This is a genomic window from Streptomyces sp. NPDC020884 (assembly GCF_044333935.1).
GTDB lineage: Bacteria > Actinomycetota > Actinomycetes > Streptomycetales > Streptomycetaceae > Streptomyces.
In genome coordinates this window covers 1,474,108-1,496,526 of sequence record NZ_JBIRRY010000001.1, presented here as the reverse complement: position 1 = coordinate 1,496,526, position 22,419 = coordinate 1,474,108, and the positions used below count along the sequence as shown (strand labels likewise).

Annotated in this window: 11 protein-coding genes; 6 read left to right on the top strand and 5 right to left on the bottom strand. The window is 73.8% G+C overall.

Translation table 11 applies throughout. The annotated features are described in order from the left end of the window. Positions 1-28: 28 nt before the first annotated feature. From ACH4UK_RS06725 to ACH4UK_RS06710, 4 genes are all read left to right on the top strand, one after another. Entirely contained in the window at positions 29-928 is a 900-nt protein-coding gene (locus tag ACH4UK_RS06725; protein ID WP_398354871.1) for a TylF/MycF/NovP-related O-methyltransferase, read from the top strand. 359 nt (positions 929-1,287) lie between these two features. After that, positions 1,288-4,767 (top strand): CDP-glycerol glycerophosphotransferase family protein, encoded by a 3,480-nt coding sequence (locus ACH4UK_RS06720; RefSeq protein ID WP_398354870.1) that lies wholly within the window; start codon positions 1,288-1,290, stop codon positions 4,765-4,767. Beyond that, entirely contained in the window at positions 4,764-7,688 is a 2,925-nt protein-coding gene (locus ACH4UK_RS06715) for a CDP-glycerol glycerophosphotransferase family protein (protein WP_398354869.1), read from the top strand. The genes ACH4UK_RS06720 and ACH4UK_RS06715 overlap by 4 nt, the downstream gene beginning before the upstream one ends. Continuing rightward, on the top strand, positions 7,685-8,827 hold the full coding sequence (locus ACH4UK_RS06710) for a glycosyltransferase (protein ID WP_398354868.1): 1,143 nt from the start codon (positions 7,685-7,687) through the stop codon (positions 8,825-8,827). Before ACH4UK_RS06715 ends, ACH4UK_RS06710 begins: the two co-directional genes overlap by 4 nt. Positions 8,828-8,845: 18 nt before the next feature. Here the strand turns inward: ACH4UK_RS06710 and ACH4UK_RS06705 are convergent, their stop codons facing one another. From ACH4UK_RS06705 to ACH4UK_RS06685, 5 genes are all read right to left on the bottom strand, one after another. Continuing rightward, positions 8,846-11,071 carry a CDP-glycerol glycerophosphotransferase family protein gene (locus ACH4UK_RS06705; RefSeq protein ID WP_398354867.1) on the bottom strand — a complete coding sequence of 742 codons (2,226 nt, stop codon included), beginning with the start codon at positions 11,069-11,071 and terminating at the stop codon, positions 8,846-8,848. 185 nt (positions 11,072-11,256) lie between these two features. Beyond that, the gene (locus ACH4UK_RS06700) at positions 11,257-12,198 is read right to left on the bottom strand and encodes a carbohydrate ABC transporter permease (RefSeq protein ID WP_398354866.1); all 942 of its coding nucleotides are present in this window, start codon (positions 12,196-12,198) and stop codon (positions 11,257-11,259) included. Continuing rightward, complete coding sequence (locus ACH4UK_RS06695) at positions 12,195-13,481, bottom strand: carbohydrate ABC transporter permease (protein WP_398354945.1); 1,287 nt, start codon at positions 13,479-13,481, stop codon at positions 12,195-12,197. The genes ACH4UK_RS06700 and ACH4UK_RS06695 overlap by 4 nt, the downstream gene beginning before the upstream one ends. Before the next feature lie 106 nt (positions 13,482-13,587). Continuing rightward, positions 13,588-14,952, bottom strand: coding sequence for an ABC transporter substrate-binding protein (locus ACH4UK_RS06690; RefSeq protein WP_398354865.1), 1,365 nt, complete (start codon positions 14,950-14,952; stop codon positions 13,588-13,590). 209 nt (positions 14,953-15,161) lie between these two features. Then, a complete protein-coding gene (locus ACH4UK_RS06685; protein WP_398354864.1) occupies positions 15,162-18,809 on the bottom strand; it encodes an FHA domain-containing protein in 3,648 nt (1,215 codons plus the stop codon). Positions 18,810-19,304: 495 nt separating this feature from the next. Between ACH4UK_RS06685 and ACH4UK_RS06680 the strand changes: the two genes are divergently transcribed. Together ACH4UK_RS06680 and ACH4UK_RS06675 are read left to right on the top strand one after the other, a co-directional pair. Beyond that, positions 19,305-20,984 (top strand): serine/threonine-protein kinase, encoded by a 1,680-nt coding sequence (locus ACH4UK_RS06680; protein WP_398354863.1) that lies wholly within the window; start codon positions 19,305-19,307, stop codon positions 20,982-20,984. 170 nt (positions 20,985-21,154) lie between these two features. Then, the gene (locus tag ACH4UK_RS06675) at positions 21,155-22,402 is read left to right on the top strand and encodes a serine/threonine-protein kinase (protein WP_398354862.1); all 1,248 of its coding nucleotides are present in this window, start codon (positions 21,155-21,157) and stop codon (positions 22,400-22,402) included. Positions 22,403-22,419: the final 17 nt, after the last annotated feature.

Genomic DNA, 22,419 nt, shown 5'->3' with positions numbered 1-22,419 from the left:
GATCAATGGCAGGTTGACGAAAGATGACATGCGGCGCAAACCGCGCGTACTGTCCCGGGGCATGGCTTGGCGCAACGCCGTCAACGGCGTCCTTCAGCAGCTCACCGGATACCAGCTCAGGCGCGTCACGGTGCCCGCCGCCCGCACCGCCCCCGCCGGTCCCGCACCGGCTCCGGCCGCCGCCGCACCCGTCCCCGCCTCCGTTCCCGCGAAAGCCGCGGAGCCGAAGCCCAAGGCGAAGAAGTCCGCCCTCGCCTTCCCGGCGGACTACGACGACGAGGCGAAGGACATCATCCGCGCGGTCAAGCCGTACTCGATGACCTCGCCGGAGCGGCTCAACGCCTTCATCCTCGCCACCCGCTACATCACCCGGCACGACATCCCCGGCGACATCGTCGAGTGCGGCGTCTGGCGCGGCGGTTCCATGCAGGCCTGCGCCCGGACCCTGCTCTCCGCCGGGGAGACCGAGCGCGACCTGTATCTCTTCGACACGTACGAGGGCATGACCCCGCCCACCGCAGAGGATCTGCGGCGCGACGGCCGGCCGGCCCAGGAGCTGCTGGACGCCCAGGGCAAGGACCGGCCGATCTGGGCGGTCGCCTCGCTGGAGGACGTCCAAGCGGGCTTCGACAACGTGCCGTACCCGAAGGAGCGCGTCCACTACGTCCGGGGCCGGGTCGAGGACACCGTCCCCGGGCAGGCCCCCGAGCAGATCTCGATCCTGCGCCTGGACACCGACTGGTACGCCTCCACGAAGCACGAACTGGAGTACCTCTACTCCCGGTTGGTCAGCGGCGGGGTGCTCCTGATCGACGACTACGGGTACTGGCAGGGATCGCGGCAGGCGGTCGACGAGTTCCTCGAGAAGACCGGCGAGCGGCTCCTCCTGCTCCGTATGGACGAGGGCCGGATCGCCGTCAAACCCTGACGCCCGGCTCCACGGCAGCACCGAGCCCCGTGCCCTTCCGGTACGGGGCTCGAACGTGCTCCCGGCGCGCCCCCTGGTGGATGACTCCGCCCTCCGCTTCACCCGAACGGACCCCCTCGGGTGACCCGGCCATCCGGCGCGGGTTGTACCCCATGGCCCCCGACGGGCCCCGATAGGCCCCTCACGCCCCTCGAAGTCCCAGCCCAACTCTCCCTCCCCGCAATCGAAACCGAAGACGAACCCGCAGTCGAACCCGCAGCCGATCCCGCAGTCGAACCCGACCGAACCCGAACCCGTACCCGTCTCCCCGACGCTCATTGACCCCCGATGTCGTCCGCCCGGAAGGATCGTGCGCCGCGATGGCACCCCGTCTCACCGTCGTCGTCCCCCTCTACAACGTCGAGGAGTACCTCGGTGCCTGCCTGTCCTCGCTCGCCGAACAGACCATGCCGGACCTGGAGGTCGTCCTCGTCGACGACGGCTCGACGGACAACGGACCGGCAATGGCGCAGGAGTTCGCGGACCGCGACCCGCGCTTCCGGCTGGTCCGGCAGGAGAACGCCGGGCTCGGCGCGGCCCGCAACGCCGGGGTCCGTGAGGCCCATCCCGGCGCGGAGTTCCTGACGTTCGTCGACAGTGACGACGTCGTGCCGTCCGGCGCGTACGCCCGGATGCTGGCCGAACTCGACCGGTCGGACTCCGACTTCGCCACCGGCAACGTGCTCAGGCTGCGGGCCAACGGGGATCTCGAGCAGTCCCCGATGTTCCGCAAACCCATGGAGAAGGCCCGCGCGGCCACCCACGTCACCCGGGACTGGATCCTGCTCGGCGACCGCATCGCCTGCAACAAGGTCTTCCGCCGCACCTTCTGGGACGAGCACACCTTCGCCTTCCCCACCGGGGTGCTGTACGAGGACATCGCCGTCGTCCTGCCCGCCCACTTCCTGGCCCGCTCGGTCGACGTCGTCGAGGAGCCCGTCTACCACTGGCGCGACCGCGACGGCTCGATCACCACCCGGCGGGCCGTGCCCCGGGGCATCCGCGACCGGGTCACCGCCGTCACCACCGTCAGCCGCTTCCTCGCGGGCCGGCCCGACCTGACGGAGGCCAAACGCCGCTACGACGCCCACGCGCTCTCCGGCGACCTGTGGCTGTTCATCGAGGCGCTCGCGGGCGGCGACGCGGAGTTCCACGAGGCGTTCCTGGAGCACGCGGGCGCGTTCGCCGCCACCGTCGAACCCGATGTTCTCGCCGGACTGCCCCTGCATCTGCGGGTCAAGTGGCAGCTCATCCGCGAACGCCGGCTGCCCGAACTCCTCGCCCTGCTCGCCGACGAGAAGAAGGACCGGGACACCTTCCACGTCACCGGACTGCTCCGCCCCCGCGCCCAGCACCCCGCCGTCCGCGACCCGCTGCCGCCCGCCACGACCGCCCTGGCCTCCGCCGATCTCCCCGTCCACGCCCACCTCACCGAGGCCGTCTGGCGGGACGGGCTGCTGCACCTGACCGGCCACGCCTACGTGCGCAACGCCCCGGGCGGACCGGTCCGGCTCGGCTGGCTGCGCTCCGGGAAGCGGCTGATCCCCCTGCGGACCCGCCCGGTCCCGGGCGACGAGGCCACCGACCGCTCCGACCGCTCCCTGCACCGCTACGACCGCGCCGGGTTCGAGGCCGTCATCGACCCGCGCCGACTCACTGCTCAGGGGAAAGGCAAGGGCAAGGGCAAGGGCAGGGGCAGTGGCGGGGGCGGTCGTACGACCTGGAAGCCGGAGGTCCTCGTCATCGGCGCGGGCCGGCCGCGCCGCGGCCCGCTGCGGCTCGTCGGCACCCCGGCCCCGCCCGCGGTGACGTACACCGACGAGCGGACCCGTATCGTCCCCGTCCTGTCCGGCAACAAGCTGGAGCTGCGCGTCGAACGCGTCGCGGCCGTCCTGACCGGCCAGTCGGCCGGCGAGGACAGCGTGCGCCTGGAGGTGCAGGTCCTCGGCGACGCAGGGCCGGTCGCCCTCAGGCTCACCGAGTGGCGCACCAAGGAGACCCGGGAGTTCGCCCTGCGCGGCTCGCTCGGCTCCCGGGCGGCCGAGATCCCGCTCGACGTCTTCCGGGGAGAGGACGATATCTGGGGCGTCCAACTCGTCGGTGATGGCACGGCGTTGACGGTGGCGGCCCGGACCGACGGCCAGGACGGGCGCTATCCGCTGCCCGGCGGCCGTGAGCTGTACGCGGCCCCCAACCCCTCGGGCGACCTCGTGCTCACCGACCGGCCCGTCCAGCCCGTCGTCACCTCCGCCGCCTGGGCGGAGTCGGGCGAGCTGATCCTCGAAGGTGTGTACCCCGAACCCACGGGCGCTTCCCGGGAACTCGTCCTGCGGCACAGCGGCCACCAGGAGGAGACCGTCCTCGGCCTGGAGCGGGGCGAGGGCGGCGGCTTCCGGGCCGTGATCGCACCCGCCGCCGTCCAGGGGCCCGGCGGGGCGCTGCCGCTCGCCGAGGGACGCTGGTACCTCTTCCTGCGCGCCCCGGGGGAGCGGGACCCGGAGGCGTACCGGCCGCTGCGCCTGAGCACCCCGCTGCATCACGGCCTGCCCCGACAACAGCACGCGGGCGGACGGAACTTCACGCTCCAGCGCCGTCACCACGACCGGCTCGTCCTGGAGTCCGGCAGCGCTCTCGCGCCGGGTTCCCGGGGAGCGTACGGGCAGCGGATCCAGCGCGAGCGGTACGCCGAACTGCGTGCCTCCACGGTGGACGAACTGCGCCCGGCCGTCCTCTACTCCAGCTTCGACGGCCGCCAGCACTCCGACTCGCCCCGTGCCATCCACCGCGAACTCGCCGCACGGGGACGGGACATCGAGCACCTGTGGGTGGTGCGCGACCAGCAGGCGACCGTGCCCGACGGCGTCCGCCCCGTCGCGCTGCACAGCCCCGCCTGGTACGAGGCGCTGGCCCGCAGCCGCTGGGTCGTCACCAACACCCACCTGCCCGGATGGTTCGAGCGGGCCGAGGGCCAGTGCGTCGTCCAGACCTGGCACGGCACCCCGCTCAAGCGCATCGGCCGCGACCTCGCGGGCACCCCGCACGCGGATGCCGCGTACATGGCGTCCATGGAGCACCGGGCCGCCCAGTGGAGCGTGCTGGTCTCCCCGAACAGCTTCTCCACCCCCGTCCTGCGCCGCGCCTTCGGCTACTCGGGCGAGGTCCTGGAGTGCGGCTACCCGCGCAACGACCTGCTGTACGCGCCCGACCGGGCCGAGACCGCCGCCGCCGTACGCGAACGGCTCGCGATCCCCGAGGGGCGGCGCGTCGTCCTGTACGCCCCCACCTGGCGCGACGACCGCCCCAAACAGGGCGGGCGCTACGGACTCGACCTCCAACTCGACCTGGAACAAGCGGTGGAGGCCCTGGGCGAGGACCATGTCCTGCTGGTCCGCCGCCACTACCTCGTCGGCGGCAGCGTCCCCGACACCGATGTCGTCCGGGACGTCTCGCGCCACCCCGACGTCGCCGAGCTGCTGCTCATCAGCGACGTCCTGGTCACCGACTACTCCTCGATCATGTTCGACTTCGCGCAGACCGGCCGTCCGATGCTCTTCCACACCTACGACCTGGCCCACTACCGCGACACCCTGCGCGGCTTCTGCTTCGACTTCGAGCGCCGCGCCCCGGGCCCCCTGATCCCCGACTCCGCCGGGATCGTGGCCGCCCTGCGCGACCCGGAGGCCGCCACCGCCGGGCACCGGGAGGCCTACGAGCGGTTCCGCGAGGCGTTCTGCGACCTCGACGACGGGACCGCCGCCGCCGGGGTCGTCGACCGGATGCTCAAGAGGGAGCAGGCATGAGCGACTTCAGCTGTGTGATCACCGGTGGTGGGGAGGGTGCGGGGCCCGCCCCCGCCGACGCCCTGCGCGGCTCCGTGGAGTCCGTCCTCGACCAGTCGCTGCGCGCCGCCGAGGCCGTCGTGGTCCTCGCCGCCACCGCCGACCCGGCCGTCCGCACCGCCGCCCGCACCCTCGCCGACCGCGCCCCCGACCGGGTCCGCCTGGTCCACGCCGACCCGGCCGCCCGCACCACCGGGGCCCTGCGCAACGCGGGCCTGGACGCGGCGAGCGGTCGCTACGTCCTGGTGCTGACCGGGGGCGAACGCCTCCAGCGGCACGCCTGCCGCAACCTCTGGCAGGCGGGCGAGAGCAGCCGCGCCGACCTGATCGCGGGCCGCTGGAGCCGGATCGCCGACGAGAGCGGCAAGGAGCGGGAGCCTTCCTGGCAGGGTGAGCTGTACGCCCGCTCCCGCACCCTCACCCGCTTCACCGAGGCCCCCGAACTCGTCGTCAGGGACGCCCTGGTGACCGGATTCTGCCTGCGCCGCGAGGCCGCCAGGCGGCACGGGCTGCGGTACGAGGAGGACCTGACGTACGGCGAGATCCTGTTCGGCCCGCTGGCCGCCGCCACGGTCGGCCGGATCGCCCTGGTCCGCCGCCTCATCGTGAGCGGCCGGGCCGTCCCCGACCGGGCCCGCGACCTCGCCGCCCTGGTCGAGGCCCACCGCCGGGTCGCCAACACCCTCCTCGCGCACGGGCTGCCCGAGCTGCGCGAGGCACGGGAGAGGGCGTTCGCCCGCGATCACCTGGTGCCGCTCGCCCGGTCCTTCCCCCAGCTGCCCGCCGCGCGCCGCGCCCGGGTCGCCGCAGCCGCCGCCCGCGTACTGACCGACGCGTTCCCGCCCAACCCGGCCAACCCGCCGGACCAGCCGAACCCGGCCAACCAGCCCAACCCGGTGGGCCTCCCGCCGCTGGAGCGGGTCGCCGTGAGCCTGCTGGCCCGGGGCGACGCCGAAGGCGTCCTCGCGGCGGCGTACGCGCTGAGCCGGCCCGCCACCGTGTGCGCGCCGCTGACGACGGGCGCGGACGGGCGGGTGACCTGGGGCGGCGACCTATCGGGGCCGGCCGTCGACATCACCGAACTCGGCTACCAGCACCGCCCGTTCGGCGAGCTGCGGCTGATGAACCGGCTCACCCGCGCCACCGTCGAGAACGGCCGCCTGCTGCTCGAGGGCCGCCTCGTGCTGCCCGGCCACAGCGGACCCGCCCCCGACGCCCCGCTCGCCGCCACCCTGGAGTTCCGGGCCCGGGGCGGGGCGCGCGCCGTCGCGTTCCCGGTCGAGGAGGTCCGGCACGACGGGAACGGGATCATCTGGCGGGCGCGGGCCGACGTCGCGCGCCGCCTGCGCCCCGTGGGCGTACGCGACACGGCGTGGGACGCGCGGCTGACCGTACGGACCGACGGCCCCGACGGGCCCCGGTCCGTCAGCGATCTCTTCGCTCCGCAGGACCTCACGTCCGACGCGGGCCGCCTGCCCGCCCGGCCCCGGCTCGGGCGGCTCGCCGGGGACGCCTGGGAGCCCTACATCACGCTCAAGGACCACTTCGCGCTCCGGCTGACCGCCCGCCGCCGCCCGGCCCGCACCGCCCACCGCCTGATCCGCTACGCCACCCGCTTCCGGCCCGCCCGCAAGGCGAAACTCCTCGTCCGGGCCCTGCGCAAGCGCCTGGACCGCTACCGCTCCCGGGGCTTCAAGGCCCCCGCCTACAACACCTGGCTCACCCGGCTCCCCGTGCGCCGGGGCTCCGTCGTCTTCGAGAGCCACATGGGCACCTGCTACGGCGACAGCCCGCGCGCCCTGTACGAGGAGATCCGCCGCCAGGGCCTGAAACTGCACGCCACCTGGTCCTACGACCCCTCCCCGGCCGGCTTCCCGGGCGACGCCCGCCTCGTACGCCGCTGGTCCTGGCGCTATCTGTGGGCGCTGGCCCGCGCCGAGTACTGGGTCGACAACCAGGGCTTCCCGCAGCATCTGCGCAAGCCCCGGCACACCACCTACCTCCAGACCTGGCACGGATCCGCGTACAAGCGCATGGGCTTCGACGAGCGACGCGTACGCCTCCAGAACGCCCCCCGGCGCGAACGGCTCCAGCAGGCCGTGGACCGCTTCGACCACTTCCTCGTCCGCTCCGAACACGACGTGCACACCCTCGCCCGCGCCTACCTGCTGCCCGAGGAACGGCTCCTGCGCACCGGCTACCCGCGCAACGACGCCCTGGTCGCCGAGCGCACCCGGTCCGAGACCGAGGGGCGGCTGCCCCGCCCGCCGCTCGCCCGGGAGCTCGGGCTGGACGACCACAAGAAGACCGTGCTGTACGCGCCGACCTTCCGGGGCGGCCCCGGCAGACAGCGAAAGAGCCGGCTCCCGCTGGACGTACGGGAGTTCGCGGAGCGGTTCGGCGACACCCACACGCTGCTCGTCCGGTCCCACTACCTGGAGTCCGCCCGGCTTCCCGTCTGCCCGCCCGGAACCGTCGTCGACGTCTCGCGCCACCACGACGTCAGCGAACTCCTCGCCCTCACCGACGTGCTGGTCACCGACTACTCCTCCATCATGTTCGACTTCGCGCTCCTGGACCGGCCCGTCGTGCTGTTCGCCCCCGACCTCGACGCGTACGCGGATCAGCGCGGCAGCTACTTCGACCTGCGGGAGAAGGCCCCCGGACCGGTGACCGAGACCCCGGACGAGCTGTTCGCCGCCCTCGCGGAGCTGAAGAAGTCCGACACCCGGTACGCCGAACGACGCCGGTCCTTCGCCGAACAGTTCGGCCGCTACGACCGGGGCGACGCGGCCCGCCGCACCGTCGCCGCCGTCTTCGCCCCCGGATCCTCCCGGGACGCCCACCGCACCACCGACCACGACCGGGGGGCCGGCCGATGAGCCGCGACATCTTCATCGTCTCCAACAGCACCGACGAACTCGGCGGCGTCACCGGCTGGATGTACCAGACCGCGCGCCTCCTGGCGGGCCGGGGCCACCGGGTCCACGCCATCGGCATCCACGCCGCCGACCTGAAGATGGCCCTGCCCGAGCAGCCCGGCCACCCCGTCACCGCCCTCTACCCGGCCCACCCCCCGACCCCCTGGACGCCCCACGGCGTCCGCGACCGCTTCCGCGTCCCCAGCAGGCGTGGTGAGGCGGCCCGGGTCGCCGCCAAGAAGCAGGCGGTCGGGCGGCTCTCGGAGATCTTCGCGACCGCCGGCCCCGGCGCGGTCGTCATCGTCACCCAGGTCTGGGCGATGGAGTGGGTCGGCGAGGCCGACACCACCGGCCTGCGGGTCATCGGGATGAGCCACGAGTCCTACGACTACTCCCGCGCGAGCCACCGCTACCGCTGGATCAAGAACCACTACAGGAACCTCGACCACTGGCTCGTCCTCACCGAGGAGGACGCCGACCAGTGGGCCGGCGACGGCATGAACAACGTCGGCTTCCTGCCCAACGCCCTCTCCCGCCTCCCCGCGTCGCCCTCCCCGCGCACCGCGAGGACCGTCGCCGCCATCGGCCGGCTCAGCGACCAGAAGGGCATCGATCTGCTCCTGGACACCTGGGCCCTGGTCGCCCCGGCCCGCCCGGACTGGGAGCTGCGCGTGTACGGGGCGGGCGAGGACGAGGCCGCGCTGAAGGCGCAGTGCACCCGGCTCGGCCTCGACGGATCGGTCCGGTGGATGGGCCGCACCGACGACGTCGAGGGGGCCCTCGCGGAGGCCTCCGTCTTCGTCCAGTCCTCCCGGGGCGAGGGCTTCCCCCTCGCGCTGCTCGAGGCGATGGCCAGTGGAGTGCCCTGCGCCGCCTTCGACTGCGCGCCCGGGGTGCGGGAGATCGTCCGGGACGGCGAGGACGGGCTCCTGGCCCCCGCCGGGGACATCGCCGCCCTCGCCGACCGGCTGCTGCGGCTCACCGGCAACCCCCGGCTGCGCGACGCGATGGGCGCGCGGGCCCGGTCCGGCGTGCAGCGGTTCTCCGAGCCGGAGACCCTGCGCCGCTGGGAAGAGCTGTTCGCGTTCCTGGAACGCTGAGCCGGCCCGGCGGCCGGCTCAGCTCCCGACGCCGGCCCCGGTCTGCTCCTGGGACGGCAGGGCGGCGGGCGTCCGGCGGGCCGGGGACGGCGTCGGCCGCCCGTCCGTCTCGCCGAGGAAGACCCGGCGCACCACCCGCTCGGCGGCGCATCCGTCGTCGTACGGACAGAACCGGGCCCGGAACGCGGCCCGCAGCTGCGCCGAGCGGGAGCCCCGCCAGTGGTCCGTGGCGAAGATGTCGAACAGCTCGTCCTGGCTCCGGGCCACGATGCCGGGCGGGAACGTCGTGATGTCGAAGTACGTGCCCCGGGCCGCCTCGCACGCCTCGATGTCGTCGAGGTGCAGCACGACCGGGCGGTCCAGGTTGACGTAGTCGAACATCAGCGACGCGTAGTCGGTGATCAGGGCGTCCGAGACGAGCGCCAGGGTCTCCACCGACCGGTGCGTGCTGACGTCGATGATCCGGGGATGCGGAACCCGGCGGACGCCCCCCGGGCCAGCGGGGAGAGGCGTCCTGGACAGGATCACGAACTGCGGGCCCAGCACCCGGATCAGCCGCTCCAGGTCCAGGGCGGGCCGCTGGACGCGCCGGTAGTCGCGGTGCGTCGGGGCGTGGAGCAGGGCCGTGCAGCCCGCCGGGATCCCCAGCGTCTCGCGCAGCCGCGCCACATCGGCCGGGCCGGTGCGGTGGTACACGTCGTTGCGCGGTGAGCCGTACTCCAGCGTCGTGTACGCGGACGGGTAGGCCCGCTCCCGTACGAGGGTGGAGTGCGGGTTCGCCGAGAGGGAGAAGTCCCAGGTGTCGACGGAGCGCAGCAACTGCTCGAAGTCGGTGCCCCGGGCGGCGGCGGGCCGGTCCAGCAGATCGGTGCCCACGGTCCGCAGCGGAGTGCCCTCGTGCGTCTGGAGCAGGATCTGGCCCCGGCGCTTGACCAGCCTCCGGTCGAAGGGCGCGTCGTTCACCAGGTATGTCGAGCGGGCCAGCGCCGTCCAGTGGGCGAGGGTGCCGGGCGCGAGATGCCGGGTGCCGGTCGGCACGGTGTGGGCGTCCGCGGGCCGGCAGATCCAGGCCGTCCGCACCCCCGGGACCAGTTCGCGGACCTTCGCCTCGATCGCCGCCGGGCTGCCCGCGTACCCCGGGCCGCCCCGGGCGGCGAACACCGCGTCCCGGGACCGCAGCGGCAGCCGCAACTGGATCAGGTAGTGCGCCCGGAGCACCGCGCCCCGCACCGCCCGGCGCACGGCGCTCGAACCCCGGCGCAGTTGGCCGCCGATGCGCTGGGCCGCCGAGAGGGCCCGGTAGGTGCGCCGCGCGCCGAGCCGCAGCAGCCCGTGGCGCAGCAGCGCGCGGCGGGGGACCGGAGCGCCGGGGGTGTGATAGCGGCGGCAGGACGCGGTCGCCCGGCGGAAGAACGCGGCGCGGCTGTGGAGCGGCAGCCGGTCCCGGGAGGCGAAGAGCGCCGAGAAGTGGTCCAGCATGCGGCGGAATATCACCGGCCGCCACAGGGCGAGTTCGGGGCGGGAGTCGATGAACGCGAAGACCCGGTCGTACTGGTCGAAGACGTCGAAGTGCTTCTCGCTCGTGGTGGAGAGGATGTTGCCGCGCCGCCGCTGCCGGTAGGAGACGCAGACCGCGTCCAGCACCGCGATGGACCCGGCGGACATCAGCACCGGGTACGTCCAGGGGGTGTCCTCGTAGTAGCCGGGCGGGAAGGTGAACCCCTCGGCCTCGACGAACGTGCGGCGGTACGCCTTGTTCCAGACGACCATGAGGAGTTGCAGCAGCTCGGGGCGGTCGGTGAGGCGGAAGCGGGCGGGGCCGCTCTCGTCGAGGTGGACGGCCAGGACGTTGCGCACGCTGCGGCCGGTCCAGTACGTGCGGGCGTAGTCGTACATCAGGACGTCGGGCTCGCCGGTCGTCCCGATCCGGTCGGCGATGGTCTGGAGCGCGTCCGGCAGCAGTGTGTCGTCGCCGTCGAGGAAGATCAGGTAGTCGCCGACCGCCCGGCCCATCCCGGCGTTGCGGGCCGGTCCCAGGCCGATGTTGCGGGGCAGGTGCAGTGCGGTGACGCGGGGGTCCCGGCGGGCGTACTCGTCGGCGATCGGTCCGCAGGCGTCGGGGGAGCAGTCGTCGACCACGATGATCTCGTAGTCCTTGAAGGACTGGGTCAGCACGGAATCCAGACACGCGTGCAGATACGCCTGGACCCGGAATGCGGGCACGATGACACTGAACCGGGGCACTACACATCCATGGGTCGTTCGCGGGAACCAGGTGGCCCGCAAACGTCGGATGGAATGACAGGGTTACGCCGGACGTGGCATTCGGGGGAAGTACACGGCGAAGCGGCCCGGTTCCGGGGAACCGGGCCGCTCCGGGTTGACGTACAGCCGTACGCCTTCGTGGGCGTACGGCCCGATGGCGAGGGCTACTTGACCGAGCCCGCCATCACGCCGGTGACGAACTGCCGCTGGAAGGCGAAGAACACCACCAGCGGGATCACCATCGACACGAACGCGCCGGGTGCCAGCACGTCGATGTTGTTGCCGAACTGGCGTACCTGCTGCTGGAGCGCCACGGTGATCGGCGGCGACTCGGAGTCCGCGAAGATCAGCGCGACCAGCATGTCGTTCCACACCCACAGGAACTGGAAGATCCCGAGCGAGGCGATCGCCGGACCGCCCAGCGGCATCACGACCCGGGCGAAGAGCCGGATCTCGCCCGCCCCGTCGAGCCGGGCGGCCTCCAGCAGTTCGCGGGGGATCTCCGCGAAGAAGTTCCGCAACAGGAAGATCGCGAACGGTAGGCCGAACGCGGTGTGGAACAGGACCACCCCGAGCGTCGTCTCGAAGATCCCGATGGTGCCGAAGAGTTCGGAGACCGGGATCAACGCGACCTGCACCGGCACCACGAGCAGCCCGACGACCAGCAGGAACCACCAGTCGCGGCCGGGGAACTCCATCCAGGCGAAGGCGTATCCGGCGAGGGACCCGATCACCACCACCAGCACCGTGGAGGGCACAGTGATCATGATCGTGCTCACGAGCGAGCCGGTGATCGTCGAATTGTCCAGCAGCCGCTGGTAGTTGTCCAAGGTCATCTCGGACGGGGCGGTGAAGATCTTCCACCAGCCGGTCGCCGCGATGTCCTGCGGACCGCGCAGCGAGGACAGCAGCAGGCCGATCGTGGGCATCATCCAGAACAGGGCGACCAGGATCAGGAAGACCCGCATCACCCCGCCGCCGGCGCGCGCGGCGACCCTGGCCCCGAGGGACTGCTTGGCCCGGGGCGCCCGGGGCGGGCCCGCCTCCCCGGAGGCCGCCCGCTGACGGCCGATGCGTGCGGTGTTCACTTCCGGTGCGCTGCTCATCGGCGTCCCTCCTTCCGGATCCGGCGGATGTTGAACAACATCACCGGGATCACCAGCAGCAGCAGAAGCACCGCGATCGCGCTCCCGATGCCCAGGTCCGCGTCCGTGCCGAACGAGGACCGGTACAGCTGGAGTGCCAGCACGTTCGCGTCGTCCTGCGAGGAGCCCGGCGCGATGATGAACACCAGGTCGAAGACCTTCAGCACGTTGATCATCAGCGTCACCAGGACCACCGCCAGCACCGGTGCCAGCATCGGCACCGTGATCCGGCGGAACACCTGCCACTCGTTCGCGCCGTCCACCCGGGCCGCCTCCAGGAGCTCGCGCGGCAGACCGGCCAGGCCCGCCGCGATCAGCACCATCGCGAACCCGGCCCACATCCACACGTAGCTGCCGATGATCCCGGGCGTCACGAGGGACGGGCCGAGCCAGTCGACGCCGTTGTACGGCTCGCGGAAGTTCTCGGCGGGCAGGCGCAGTTGGGCCCCGTCCGCCGACGCGGGCAGCGTGAACACGCCGTCCGCCCCCGCCGTGGCCGTGGCGACGACCTTCCCGTCCTTCACGGCCTCGACCTTCAGGCCCTTCAGGCCCAGCTCCTTCGGGTCGACGACGTTCGGCTTCCCGCCGCCGCCCCGGGTGAAGTCCAGCCAGGCGGTGCCGGAGATCTTGTCCCCGGCGGCCGCCGGGGCGCCCTCGGCCGGCCGCGCGTCGCCCGGCATCTTCGCCGGGGCCACGCCGATCAGCGGTACCCGCAGCGGCTGGCCCGCCCGGATCGGCTCCTTGGACACGAACGTGCCGCCCGTGCCCTTCTCCAGCGGGTGCACGGGCAGCGGGCGCGCCTTCGGGAAGCCGGAGGACTCGTTGAACGTGTCGTGCACGCTCACCGCCACCGCGTTGGCGACACCACGCTCGGGAGCCTGGTCGTACACCAGCCGGAAGATGATGCCCGCCGCGAGCATCGAGATCGCCATCGGCATGAAGACGATCAGCTTGAACGCGGTGCCCCAGCGGATCCGCTCGGTCAGCACCGCGAAGATCAGCCCGAGCGCGGTGGCGACCGTCGGGGCGAAGACCACCCAGATCGCGTTGTTCTTCACCGCCGTGAGGATGGTGGCGTCGGTGAACAGCGCCTTGTAGTTGTCGATCCCGGCGAAGCCCGTACCGGCCTGGTCGAAGAACGACCGGTAGACCGAATACCCGATCGGATAGAGCACCAGCGCTCCGAGCAGCACCAGCGCGGGCAGCAGGAACGCCGCCGCGATGACCCTGCGGGTGCCGGTCACGCTCCGGCGGGACTTCGCCGGATCCGGGGGCGGGGACGGGCGTGGACTCGTGTCGTCGGCGGGAGGCGCCGCTCCGGCGCCCCCCGCGGTCGTTGTCGTCACGGCGTCAGCTCTTGTACGCCTTGACCGCTGCGGACTCCAGTTTCTTCTGGGCCCCCGCGATGTCCTTCGGGTTCTTCAGGAAGTCCTGGAGAATCTTCCACTCGCCCGCACCGGGCGTCCCGCCGAACGACTGCGGGGCCTGGTCGGACATGTCGAACCGGACGTCGTCACCGGCGTCGATCAGCGCCTGGGCCATCGTGCGCTGCACGTCGTTCGGGTACGCCTTCGGATCCAGGCTCTTGTTCGGGGAGATGAACCCGCCCGCCTCGGCCCAGATCCTCGCCGCGTCGGAGGAGGCCAGCCAGGTCAGCAGCGCCTGGGCGCCCTTGGTGTCCTTCAGCGCCACCGCGGCGTCGCCGCCGGTCACCACGGGGGAGTCCGCGCCGACCGCCGGGAACGGGAAGACCTTGGCGTCCGTGCCGATCTTCGCCTCGGTCTGCGCGATGTTGACGGCGACGAAGTCGCCCTCGAAGACCATCGCGCCCTTGGGCTGGTCGCCCCCGGTGAAGGTCTGGGTCACCGAGGCCGGGAACTCCGTCTGGAGCGCCCCGTCCGCGCCGCCCGCGATCAGCTCCGGCTTCCCGAACAGCTCGGCCAGCGTGGTCAGCGCGTCCTTCACGGACGGGTCGGTCCACGGGATCTCGTGCTTCGCCAGCTGGTCGTACTTCTCCGGGCCCGCCTGGGAGAGGTAGACGTTCTCGAACCAGTCGGTCAGGGTCCAGCCGTCCGCGCCGCCCACCGAGACCGGGGGGACGCCGGAGGCGGAGACCGTCTCTGCGGTGGCCAGGAAGTCCTTCCAGGTCTTCGGCTCACTCGCCCCCGCGTTGTCGAACGCGGCGGCGTTGTACCAGATCAGGGACTTGTTGGCGGCCTTGAAATACACGCCGTACTGGGTGCCGTCGACCGCGCCGAGATCCTGCCAGACCTTGGCGTAGTTCTGGCCGAGCTGGGCCCGCGCCTCGGGGCCGACCGGCTTGGCCCACTTCTTCGCGGCCGCCTGCTGGATCGCGCCCACCTGCGGGATCATCGCCACGTCCGGCGGCTGCTTCCCCGCGATCTTCGTTCCCAGGAAGTTGATGATGGGGTCCTGCGCCGGGACGAAGGTGACGTTCGCCCCCGTACGCTTCTCGAACTCGTCGAGCACCTTGGTGAAGTTGGCCTGCTCGGGTCCGGTCCAGACCGCGGCGACGGAGATGTCCTCCCCGTCCAGCTTCGGCAGGTCGACCGTGGAGGCGCTGTCCGTGCCCTTGCCGGAACCGTCGTCCGACTTCTTCTTGCCGTCGCCGTCGCCCCCGCAGCCGGTGAGCGCCAGAGCGCCGACCGCCGCAAACACAAGTGCGGCCCTGCGTATCCGAAGGGTTGTGCGCATTCCTGCCCCGTTTCTTTCTCACGCGCCCGGCCATGTCTCCAGGCCCGGACTACGTCGTCCGTGCGCACAGTCCTACGCCCGGTGCACGGGCCCCGCAATACCGTCAGTGGTGGCAACTAGATGATCGTGATCGCCTCGTGACGACATGTCAGGCCTATGGGGTGTCTCGACCCGGACAACTCCGTTGACGGAAGGGGCTGTTGACGACGTCAGGCCGTGAACGGGACGAGCGCCGGAAGCCGTTCGGCGTTCACCGATCGGGCGGCTCGCTCCAGCGCGCTGGCGAGCAGCGCCAGGTCGGTCGGCCCGTTGCCCAGCTCCCGGACCGGGCGCCGGGTCGGCGGATCGCCCATCCGCTCCCACTCCAGCGGGACCACGGTGGGGCGCAGCGTCGCCGTACGCGGGATACGGCCGGTGACCCGGCCCCCCTGGAACGGCGTCACCCGGCCGTCCGGATGCCCCAGCCGGCCCCTGCCCGGAGCCGGTTCGTCCGGGGACGGCGGCAGCACCGGGGCGTCCAGCACGATGCGCAACCGGGCGCCCCGGGCCAGCTCGGTGTCCTCGGTGCGGTCCGGGCGGGCGGAGGTGGCGACCAGGTGCACCCCGAGCCGTCCGCCGTCCCTGGCCACCGCCTCCAGCGCCCGCACCACCGAACCGGCGGTGGGCCGGCCGGGGCTGCCGAGCGCCGGGGCGACCAGCGCGTCGAAGTCGTCGGCGAGGACGACGAGGCGGGGCAGCGGGGACGGGCCCGGGTCCGCGGACCGGGAGACGGAGCGCAGCCTCAGGGTGCCGCTGGCCGCGGACTCCAGGTCGCCCCGGCGCTCGGAGCCGCTCGCCGGCCGCTGGCCCACGACGCGGGGGGAGGCCTCCTGGTCGGCGTACCGCTCGTGCCAGGCCGTGAAGTCCAGGTCGCCGAGGAGCTCGGCGCGCCGCTTCAGTTCGCCGCCCAGGGCCTGCGCGAACTCCCGCATCCGGACCGGGTCGGACGCCACGAGGTGGGTGAAGACATGCGGCAGCTCCGTACAGGGGAGCAGGCCTTCGCCGCGCTCCCCCTGCTCGCCGCCGGAGCCGTCGACGAGCAGGATGCCGAGCCGGTCGGGCCGGGCCGCGGAGGCGAGCGAGGCGGCGACGGCCCGGAGCAGCTCGGTGCGGCCGCTGCCCGGAGGGCCCTCGATGAGCAGGTGCGGCCCCTCGTCGGCGAGATCGACGCTGAGAGGGCCCCGGGGGCCCGCCCCGAGCACGAGCACCGGCCGGCCGGTGTGCACGCCCTGGACGGACGCCGAAGCGGCGGCATCGCCCTGTTCGCCGGGACCCGGCCCGAGCCGCTGCCCCGGGCCGGAACGCTGGGAGCCGAGGTAGGGCGTGCGCTCCGCGTCGTGGCTGTCCAGCGGTGGGTAGGGGGTGCGGTCGGGGTCGGGGGCGCCCGCCGCCGGATACGGCGTGCGGCCCGATGCGCTGTGCGGGGAGGAGGAGGTGGTGCGCTGGGGGCCGACGCGCGGGCCGGCGCTGAGAGTGCGCCCGGAGTCGGTGCTGTCCAGCTCCGAACGGCCCGGGGCGCTCGCCCCGGCCCGGGGCGCCGAGGCGCCGGGCTGGGCCTCCGCCGTGGACGCCCAGCGGGCCATCAGCGAGGCCGGTGTGGCGCGGGCCAGGCCCAGCTCGTCCAGCAGCCGGGCGGACGGCGGCAGCGCCGCGGTCGTCGGGCGGCCCGCCAGCGCGGCCGAGCCCTCCTCGCGCAGGGGCGCCAGCCCCCGTCCGAACCGCTCGGCCCAGGCCGCCGACACCGCGTCCACCGCGGCCACCGTCCCGTGCCCCGCCGCCTGCCCGCCCGAGGTGCGCAGCAGGCGCAACGCCGTGGCGACGTCCCCGCTGAGCATCGCCACCGCCCCGCACTCCCGGAAGGCGATGGAGGCCCGGCAGGCGGCCTCGTACGTCGCGGCCACCGGGGAGGTGGGGGAGGCGGCCGGGGTCTCGGCCAGGCAGATCAGATGGATCCCGGCCGCCGCGCCCGCCCCGGCCAGCCGCGCCGTGGTCTCGCGCAGCATCGCCGTACCGGGGTCGCCGTCCAGGACGACCACCGTGTGCGGGCCCGTGTGGGCGCGGGCGGCCTCGGCCACCGCGGCCCGGTCCAGATGCGGCCAGCCAGGACCGAGCGGGCCCTCGTCGAGACGGCGCACCAGCTCGGCCGTACGGGCGGCGGCCTGCTCACGGTCGTACGCGAGGAGCAGCCGGCAGTCCTGCCCGTGCGTCGGGCGCAGATGCGGCAGCCAGCCCAGCCAGGACCACTCGCGCCGCCGTTCCTCCAGCGGGCGGGAGCGGTCCGTGCTGATGAGGACGATCTCCAGGTCGAACGGGGAGTGCAGCGCGGCCAGCTGCGCCACCGTCGCGCGGGCCAGCCCCGCCAGCCGGTCGCGCGGACCGGCGAGCCCCAGCGAACCGGCCTCCCGCAGCCCCACGGTCACCGGCACGGCGGGCACCTCGGCCCGGTCGGTCGTGCCGAGCCGCACCACCAGTGCCTCCGGGTGCTCCGGATGGCGCTCCCAGAGCCGGGGCCCGGGGCCGAGCGCGGTCAGCAGCACGGCGGCCGGATCGGGCCAGGTGCCCTCGGGGGCGGAGGGCAGCGCGGAGAAGGGGGAGCCGGGGGAGGCCGGGGAGGCGAGGTGCCCGGCCCCCGACGAGCCGGCGGAGGGGTCGGGCGAACCGCCCGGGGAGCCGAAGGAGCCCGCCCCGGATCCGTACGCCGCCGGGCCGCCCGGATCGCCCGCGGTGCGGGAGTCGCCGTACGCGTCGGGGGTGCGGGAGGACCCACCGGCCCCCGTCGTCTGCTCGCCCTTCGCGCCGCCCGTGAGACGCCGCGCCCAGGCCCCTATGCCGCCGCGCCGGGGCGCGGGGGCGGCGTCGGACTCCTCGCCGCGGGCGTAGCGGTCGTGACCCGGATACGCGCCCGGCCCGGCCTCGGCGTGCTCCGGCCAGGAGGCCACGTCATCGGCGAACCCGGAGGACCCGTACGAGCCGTGGGCCCCGGAGGACGCCGGTGAAGGGGAGTGGGAGGAGGAAGGGGAAGGGGAAGGTGAAAGGTGGCTGGAGGGGGAAGCGGGGAACGGGGAGGCCGCTGCGCCGTACGCGGGGCCGGAGCCCGCGCCGCCGTGGTCCGGGGTGCGCGCGGCGAAGGGCGCACCGCCGGCCCGGCCCGGGGCGGGCGGCCCCGCCTCGGCGCGGGTCACCCGCAGGTGTCCCTCGCCGTCCGGGGCCGTCGGCAGCGTCGCCGGACGGGACCCCGCCGTGAGGCGCAGCGCGGACTCGCCGAGCCGCAGCAGCGCGCCGGGGGCGAGGCGGACCGGCCGTTCGAGCACCTCGACGCCGTCCAGCGAGGTGCCGTTCGTCGAACCGAGGTCGGCGACCGAGACCCGGCCGTCCTCGGAGACCGTCACCGCGCAGTGCAGCCGGGAGACGTCCGGGTCGTCGAGCGGGACGTCCGCGTCGGCGGAGCGGCCGATCCGGATCTGCCCGCCGTGCAGCAGATGGACCCCGCCCGCGTCCGGCCCCGCCACCACGTGCAACTGGGCCGGAACGGCGTCGTCCGTCGCCTCGTCCCCGCCGGGAACCTGGAGCGAGAGGACCGCTCCGTCGACCAGGGGCGGCTCGCCCAGCGCGATGCGGTGCGCGTCCAGCCGCTCCCGACCCGCGAAGAGCACGACCGCCCCGCCGCCCTGGGAGCTCTCGGGCCCCGACACGGCGGAGGCCAGCTGCGAGGCGACGGCCGCGAGCGCCGTCCCGGCGGGGCCGGTGACGAGCACGTCGCAGGTGCGCGCCGGGGTCTGGCCGCTGCGCGGCGCGAGGACGGTCAGCCGGATCTGCATCGCCGTCAGCGGTCCCTTCTGCGCGGGGGTGCCCGGCAGGGGAAACGCCCTGTGATCCCCCCACCCGGCACGGACACGTCGTCCGTACAGGTCGTCACGCACCGCGAGACTCCGACCCCGCAGATCCGTGCTGCAGGCATCCTCGCACCTGCCACTGACAACACGCCCGGCGGTCACCCTTAAATGATCTTGGATGGTCGGCTGTGGGCGCAAAAGTGCCTGCTTGCGTCCGGATCCCGCCGCTCGGAGGGGTTCCCGGCGGATATCGGAGGAGTTCCCCGGCAGAAACCTGCCGTATGCCGGGCAGGAACCTGCACCCGCATCCGAACGTTCGAGCGGCCTCTGATCAGCCGTGCGGCAACCATCTGCCCGGTCTGCGCGTCTTCCCCCGAAACATGAGCCTCCGGTGCCCCGTTCGGCGGCACTACAGTGGGCCGGAACATTCGGGCGGCCCGGGGGGACCGCAAGCACCACGATCAGCAGGGAGCGCATGACGTGCGGCCGGTAGGCAGCAAGTACCTGCTCGAGGAGCCGCTCGGACGCGGCGCCACGGGCACCGTCTGGCGAGCCCGCCAGCGGGAGACCGCGGGCGCCGAGGCAGCCGTCGCGGGTCAGCCCGGCGAGACCGTGGCCATCAAGGTCCTCAAGGAGGAGCTGGCCAACGACGCCGATGTGGTGATGCGCTTCCTGCGGGAGCGCTCCGTCCTGCTCCGGCTCACGCACCCGAACATCGTGCGCACCCGGGACCTCGTCGTCGAGGGCGATCTGCTCGCCCTGGTGATGGACCTGATCGACGGCCCCGACCTGCACCGGTACCTCCGCGAGAACGGCCCGCTCACCCCGGTCGCCGCCGCACTGCTCACCGCGCAGATCGCGGACGCGCTCGCCGCCAGCCACGCCGACGGCGTCGTCCACCGCGACCTCAAGCCCGCCAACGTGCTGCTCGACGAGCGCGACGGCCAGATGCACCCGATGCTCACCGACTTCGGCATCGCGCGCCTGGCCGACTCCCCGGGCCTGACCCGGACCCACGAGTTCGTCGGCACCCCCGCCTACGTGGCGCCGGAGTCCGCCGAGGGCCGCCCGCAGACCTCCGCCGTGGACATCTACGGCGCGGGCATCCTGCTGTACGAGCTGGTCACCGGCCGCCCGCCGTTCGCCGGGGGCACCGCCCTGGAAGTCCTGCACCGGCACCTCAGCGAGGAGCCCCGCCGCCCCAGCACCGTCCCCGCACCGCTGTGGACGGTCATAGAGCGCTGCCTGAGCAAGAACCCGGACCGGCGGCCCAGCGCCGAGAACCTCGCCCGCGGTCTGCGTACGGTCGCCTCGGGCATCGGCGTCCACGCGAACTCCGCCCAGATCGCCGCCGCCGACGGGGTGGGCGCGCTGCTCGCCCCCGACCCGGCGCCCACGGCCGTCCCGGAGACCCCGGGCGCGGCCGACCCCACACAGGTGCTGCCGAGCAACGCGGGCTCCTTCGACCCGGCCGCCGCCACCAGCGTGCTCCCGCAGACCGGACCCGGCGGCCAGGGCGGACCCGGCGGCCACGCCGACCCGACCGCCGTCATGCCGCCCGTGCCGCAGAGCCCCGACGGGCCGCCGCAGCCGGACGGCCCGCACCCCTGGCAGTCGCAGCTCCAGGCGGCCCGCGACCGCAACGAGCAGACCCAGGTCCAGTACCTCGACCCGAGCCAGGACCCGCTGCGCCGCCGCCCCCAGCGCCAGCAGCAGCCGCCGCAGCACCAGCAGCAGCCGCCCCAGCGCCGCCAGCCGCCGCCGCAGCACCAGCAGTACCCGCCGCAACACCAGCAGCAACAGCACCAGCAGCAACATCAGCCACAGCGCTACCAGCAGCCGCAGCAGCCCCAGCGGCAGCAGTACGCGCCTCCACAGCAGCCCCAGCAGCCCCAGCAGCCGGCCGCGCGCCCGCCGCGTGAGCCGCGTCCGCCGAGGCAGCGCGGCGCCAACCCGATGCGCATCCCCGGACTCGGCTGCCTCAAGGGCTGCCTGTTCACCGTGGTGCTCCTGATCGTCGCCGGCTGGCTCATCTGGGAGCTGACCCCGCTCCAGGACTGGGTAGCCCAGGGCAAGGGCTACTGGGAAGCGATCGGCGACGCGATCGGCACGGTCACCGACTGGATCTCCAAGGTCGGCGACAGCACCGGCGGGGCCTGATCCACAACGGTCGGGCGGCTTCCGACCCGTAATCCTGTCCCTTTGTCGACTTCTCCGGGCCTATTTGACCCGGAGAAGTGAAGGTCGGTGCCATCCAGGGCACGTGACACCCCGAACGCCGCGTAACTTTGTCGACCGGGGGTCCACCGCCAGCCGCTGAGGGAGCAGTCTTGGCACGGAATATCGGCAGCCGGTACACGGCCCACCAGATCCTGGGGCGCGGCAGCGCCGGCACGGTATGGCTCGGCGAAGGGCCCGAGGGCCCGGTCGCCATCAAGCTGCTCCGTGAGGACCTCGCGTCCGACCAGGAGCTCGTGGGCCGCTTCGTGCAGGAGCGCACCGCCCTGCTCGGACTCGACCACCCGCACGTGGTCGCCGTCCGCGACCTCGTCGTGGACGGCAACGACCTGGCCCTGGTCATGACGCTCGTGCGCGGCACCGACCTGCGCACCCGGCTGGACCGCGAGCGCCGCCTCGCCCCCGAGGCCGCCGCCGCGATCATCGCGGACGTCGCCGACGGACTGGCCGCCGCGCACAAGGCCCAGGTGGTCCACCGGGACGTCAAGCCGGAGAACATCCTGCTCGACATGGAGGGCCCGCTCGGCCCCGGCGGCGCCCACCCCGCCCTGCTCACCGACTTCGGCGTCGCCAAGCTCATCGACACCCCGCGCCGCACCAAGGCCACGAAGATCATCGGTACGCCGGACTACCTGGCCCCCGAGATCGTCGAGGGCCTCCCGCCCCGCGCCGCCGTCGACATCTACGCCCTGGCGACCGTGCTCTACGAGCTGCTCGCCGGCTTCACGCCCTTCGGCGGCGGCCACCCCGGCGCGGTCCTGCGCCGGCACGTCACCGAGACCGTCGTCCCGCTCCCCGGCATCCCCGAGGAGCTCTGGCAGCTCCTGGTCCAGTGCCTGGCCAAGGCCCCCGCCTCCCGGCTGCGCGCCTCGGAGCTCGCCGTACGGCTGCGCGACCTGCTGCCCCTGCTGGCGGGCATCCCCCCGCTCGAGGTGGACGAACCGGGCCCGGAGGAGAGCGACCAGCAGCCCCCCTTCTACGACGAGCAGCAGTACACCCCGGCCGCCGAGGAGCCCCGCCGCCGCGGGGCGGTCCCGCTGGTGCCCGGCTCCGCCCCCGACTCCAACCGGGACACCCACACGAGCATGCGCGTCCCGGCCCCGGACGAGCTGGCGGGCGGCCCGCTCGGGACGGCCCGCGCCCCCCGCGCCCCCGGCCGGCCCCGGCCCGGCTCCGCCCGCAACAAGGCGGCGGCCGTCCGCAAGCGCCGCATCACCCTCGGGGTCGCCGCCCTCGTCCTGTGCGCGGCCGTCGCGGTCGGCGGCTGGCTGGCCACCGGCGGCGGCGACGGGGACCCGACGCCCCAGGACAGCGAGAACTCGGCCCCCGCCACCCCGTGAGCGAGCCCTTCGTCCGG

What these genes read in the sequence shown, in the direction of transcription:
- ACH4UK_RS06690 (WP_398354865.1), bottom strand. Translation starts at nt 14,952, where the DNA reads ATGCGCACAACCCTTCGGATACGCAGGGCCGCACTTGTGTTTGCGGCG.
- ACH4UK_RS06710 (WP_398354868.1), top strand. Translation starts at nt 7,685, where the DNA reads ATGAGCCGCGACATCTTCATCGTCTCCAACAGCACCGACGAACTCGGC.
- ACH4UK_RS06725 (WP_398354871.1), top strand. Translation starts at nt 29, where the DNA reads ATGCGGCGCAAACCGCGCGTACTGTCCCGGGGCATGGCTTGGCGCAAC.
- ACH4UK_RS06720 (WP_398354870.1), top strand. Translation starts at nt 1,288, where the DNA reads ATGGCACCCCGTCTCACCGTCGTCGTCCCCCTCTACAACGTCGAGGAG.
- ACH4UK_RS06715 (WP_398354869.1), top strand. Translation starts at nt 4,764, where the DNA reads ATGAGCGACTTCAGCTGTGTGATCACCGGTGGTGGGGAGGGTGCGGGG.
- ACH4UK_RS06700 (WP_398354866.1), bottom strand. Translation starts at nt 12,198, where the DNA reads ATGAGCAGCGCACCGGAAGTGAACACCGCACGCATCGGCCGTCAGCGG.
- ACH4UK_RS06685 (WP_398354864.1), bottom strand. Translation starts at nt 18,809, where the DNA reads ATGCAGATCCGGCTGACCGTCCTCGCGCCGCGCAGCGGCCAGACCCCG.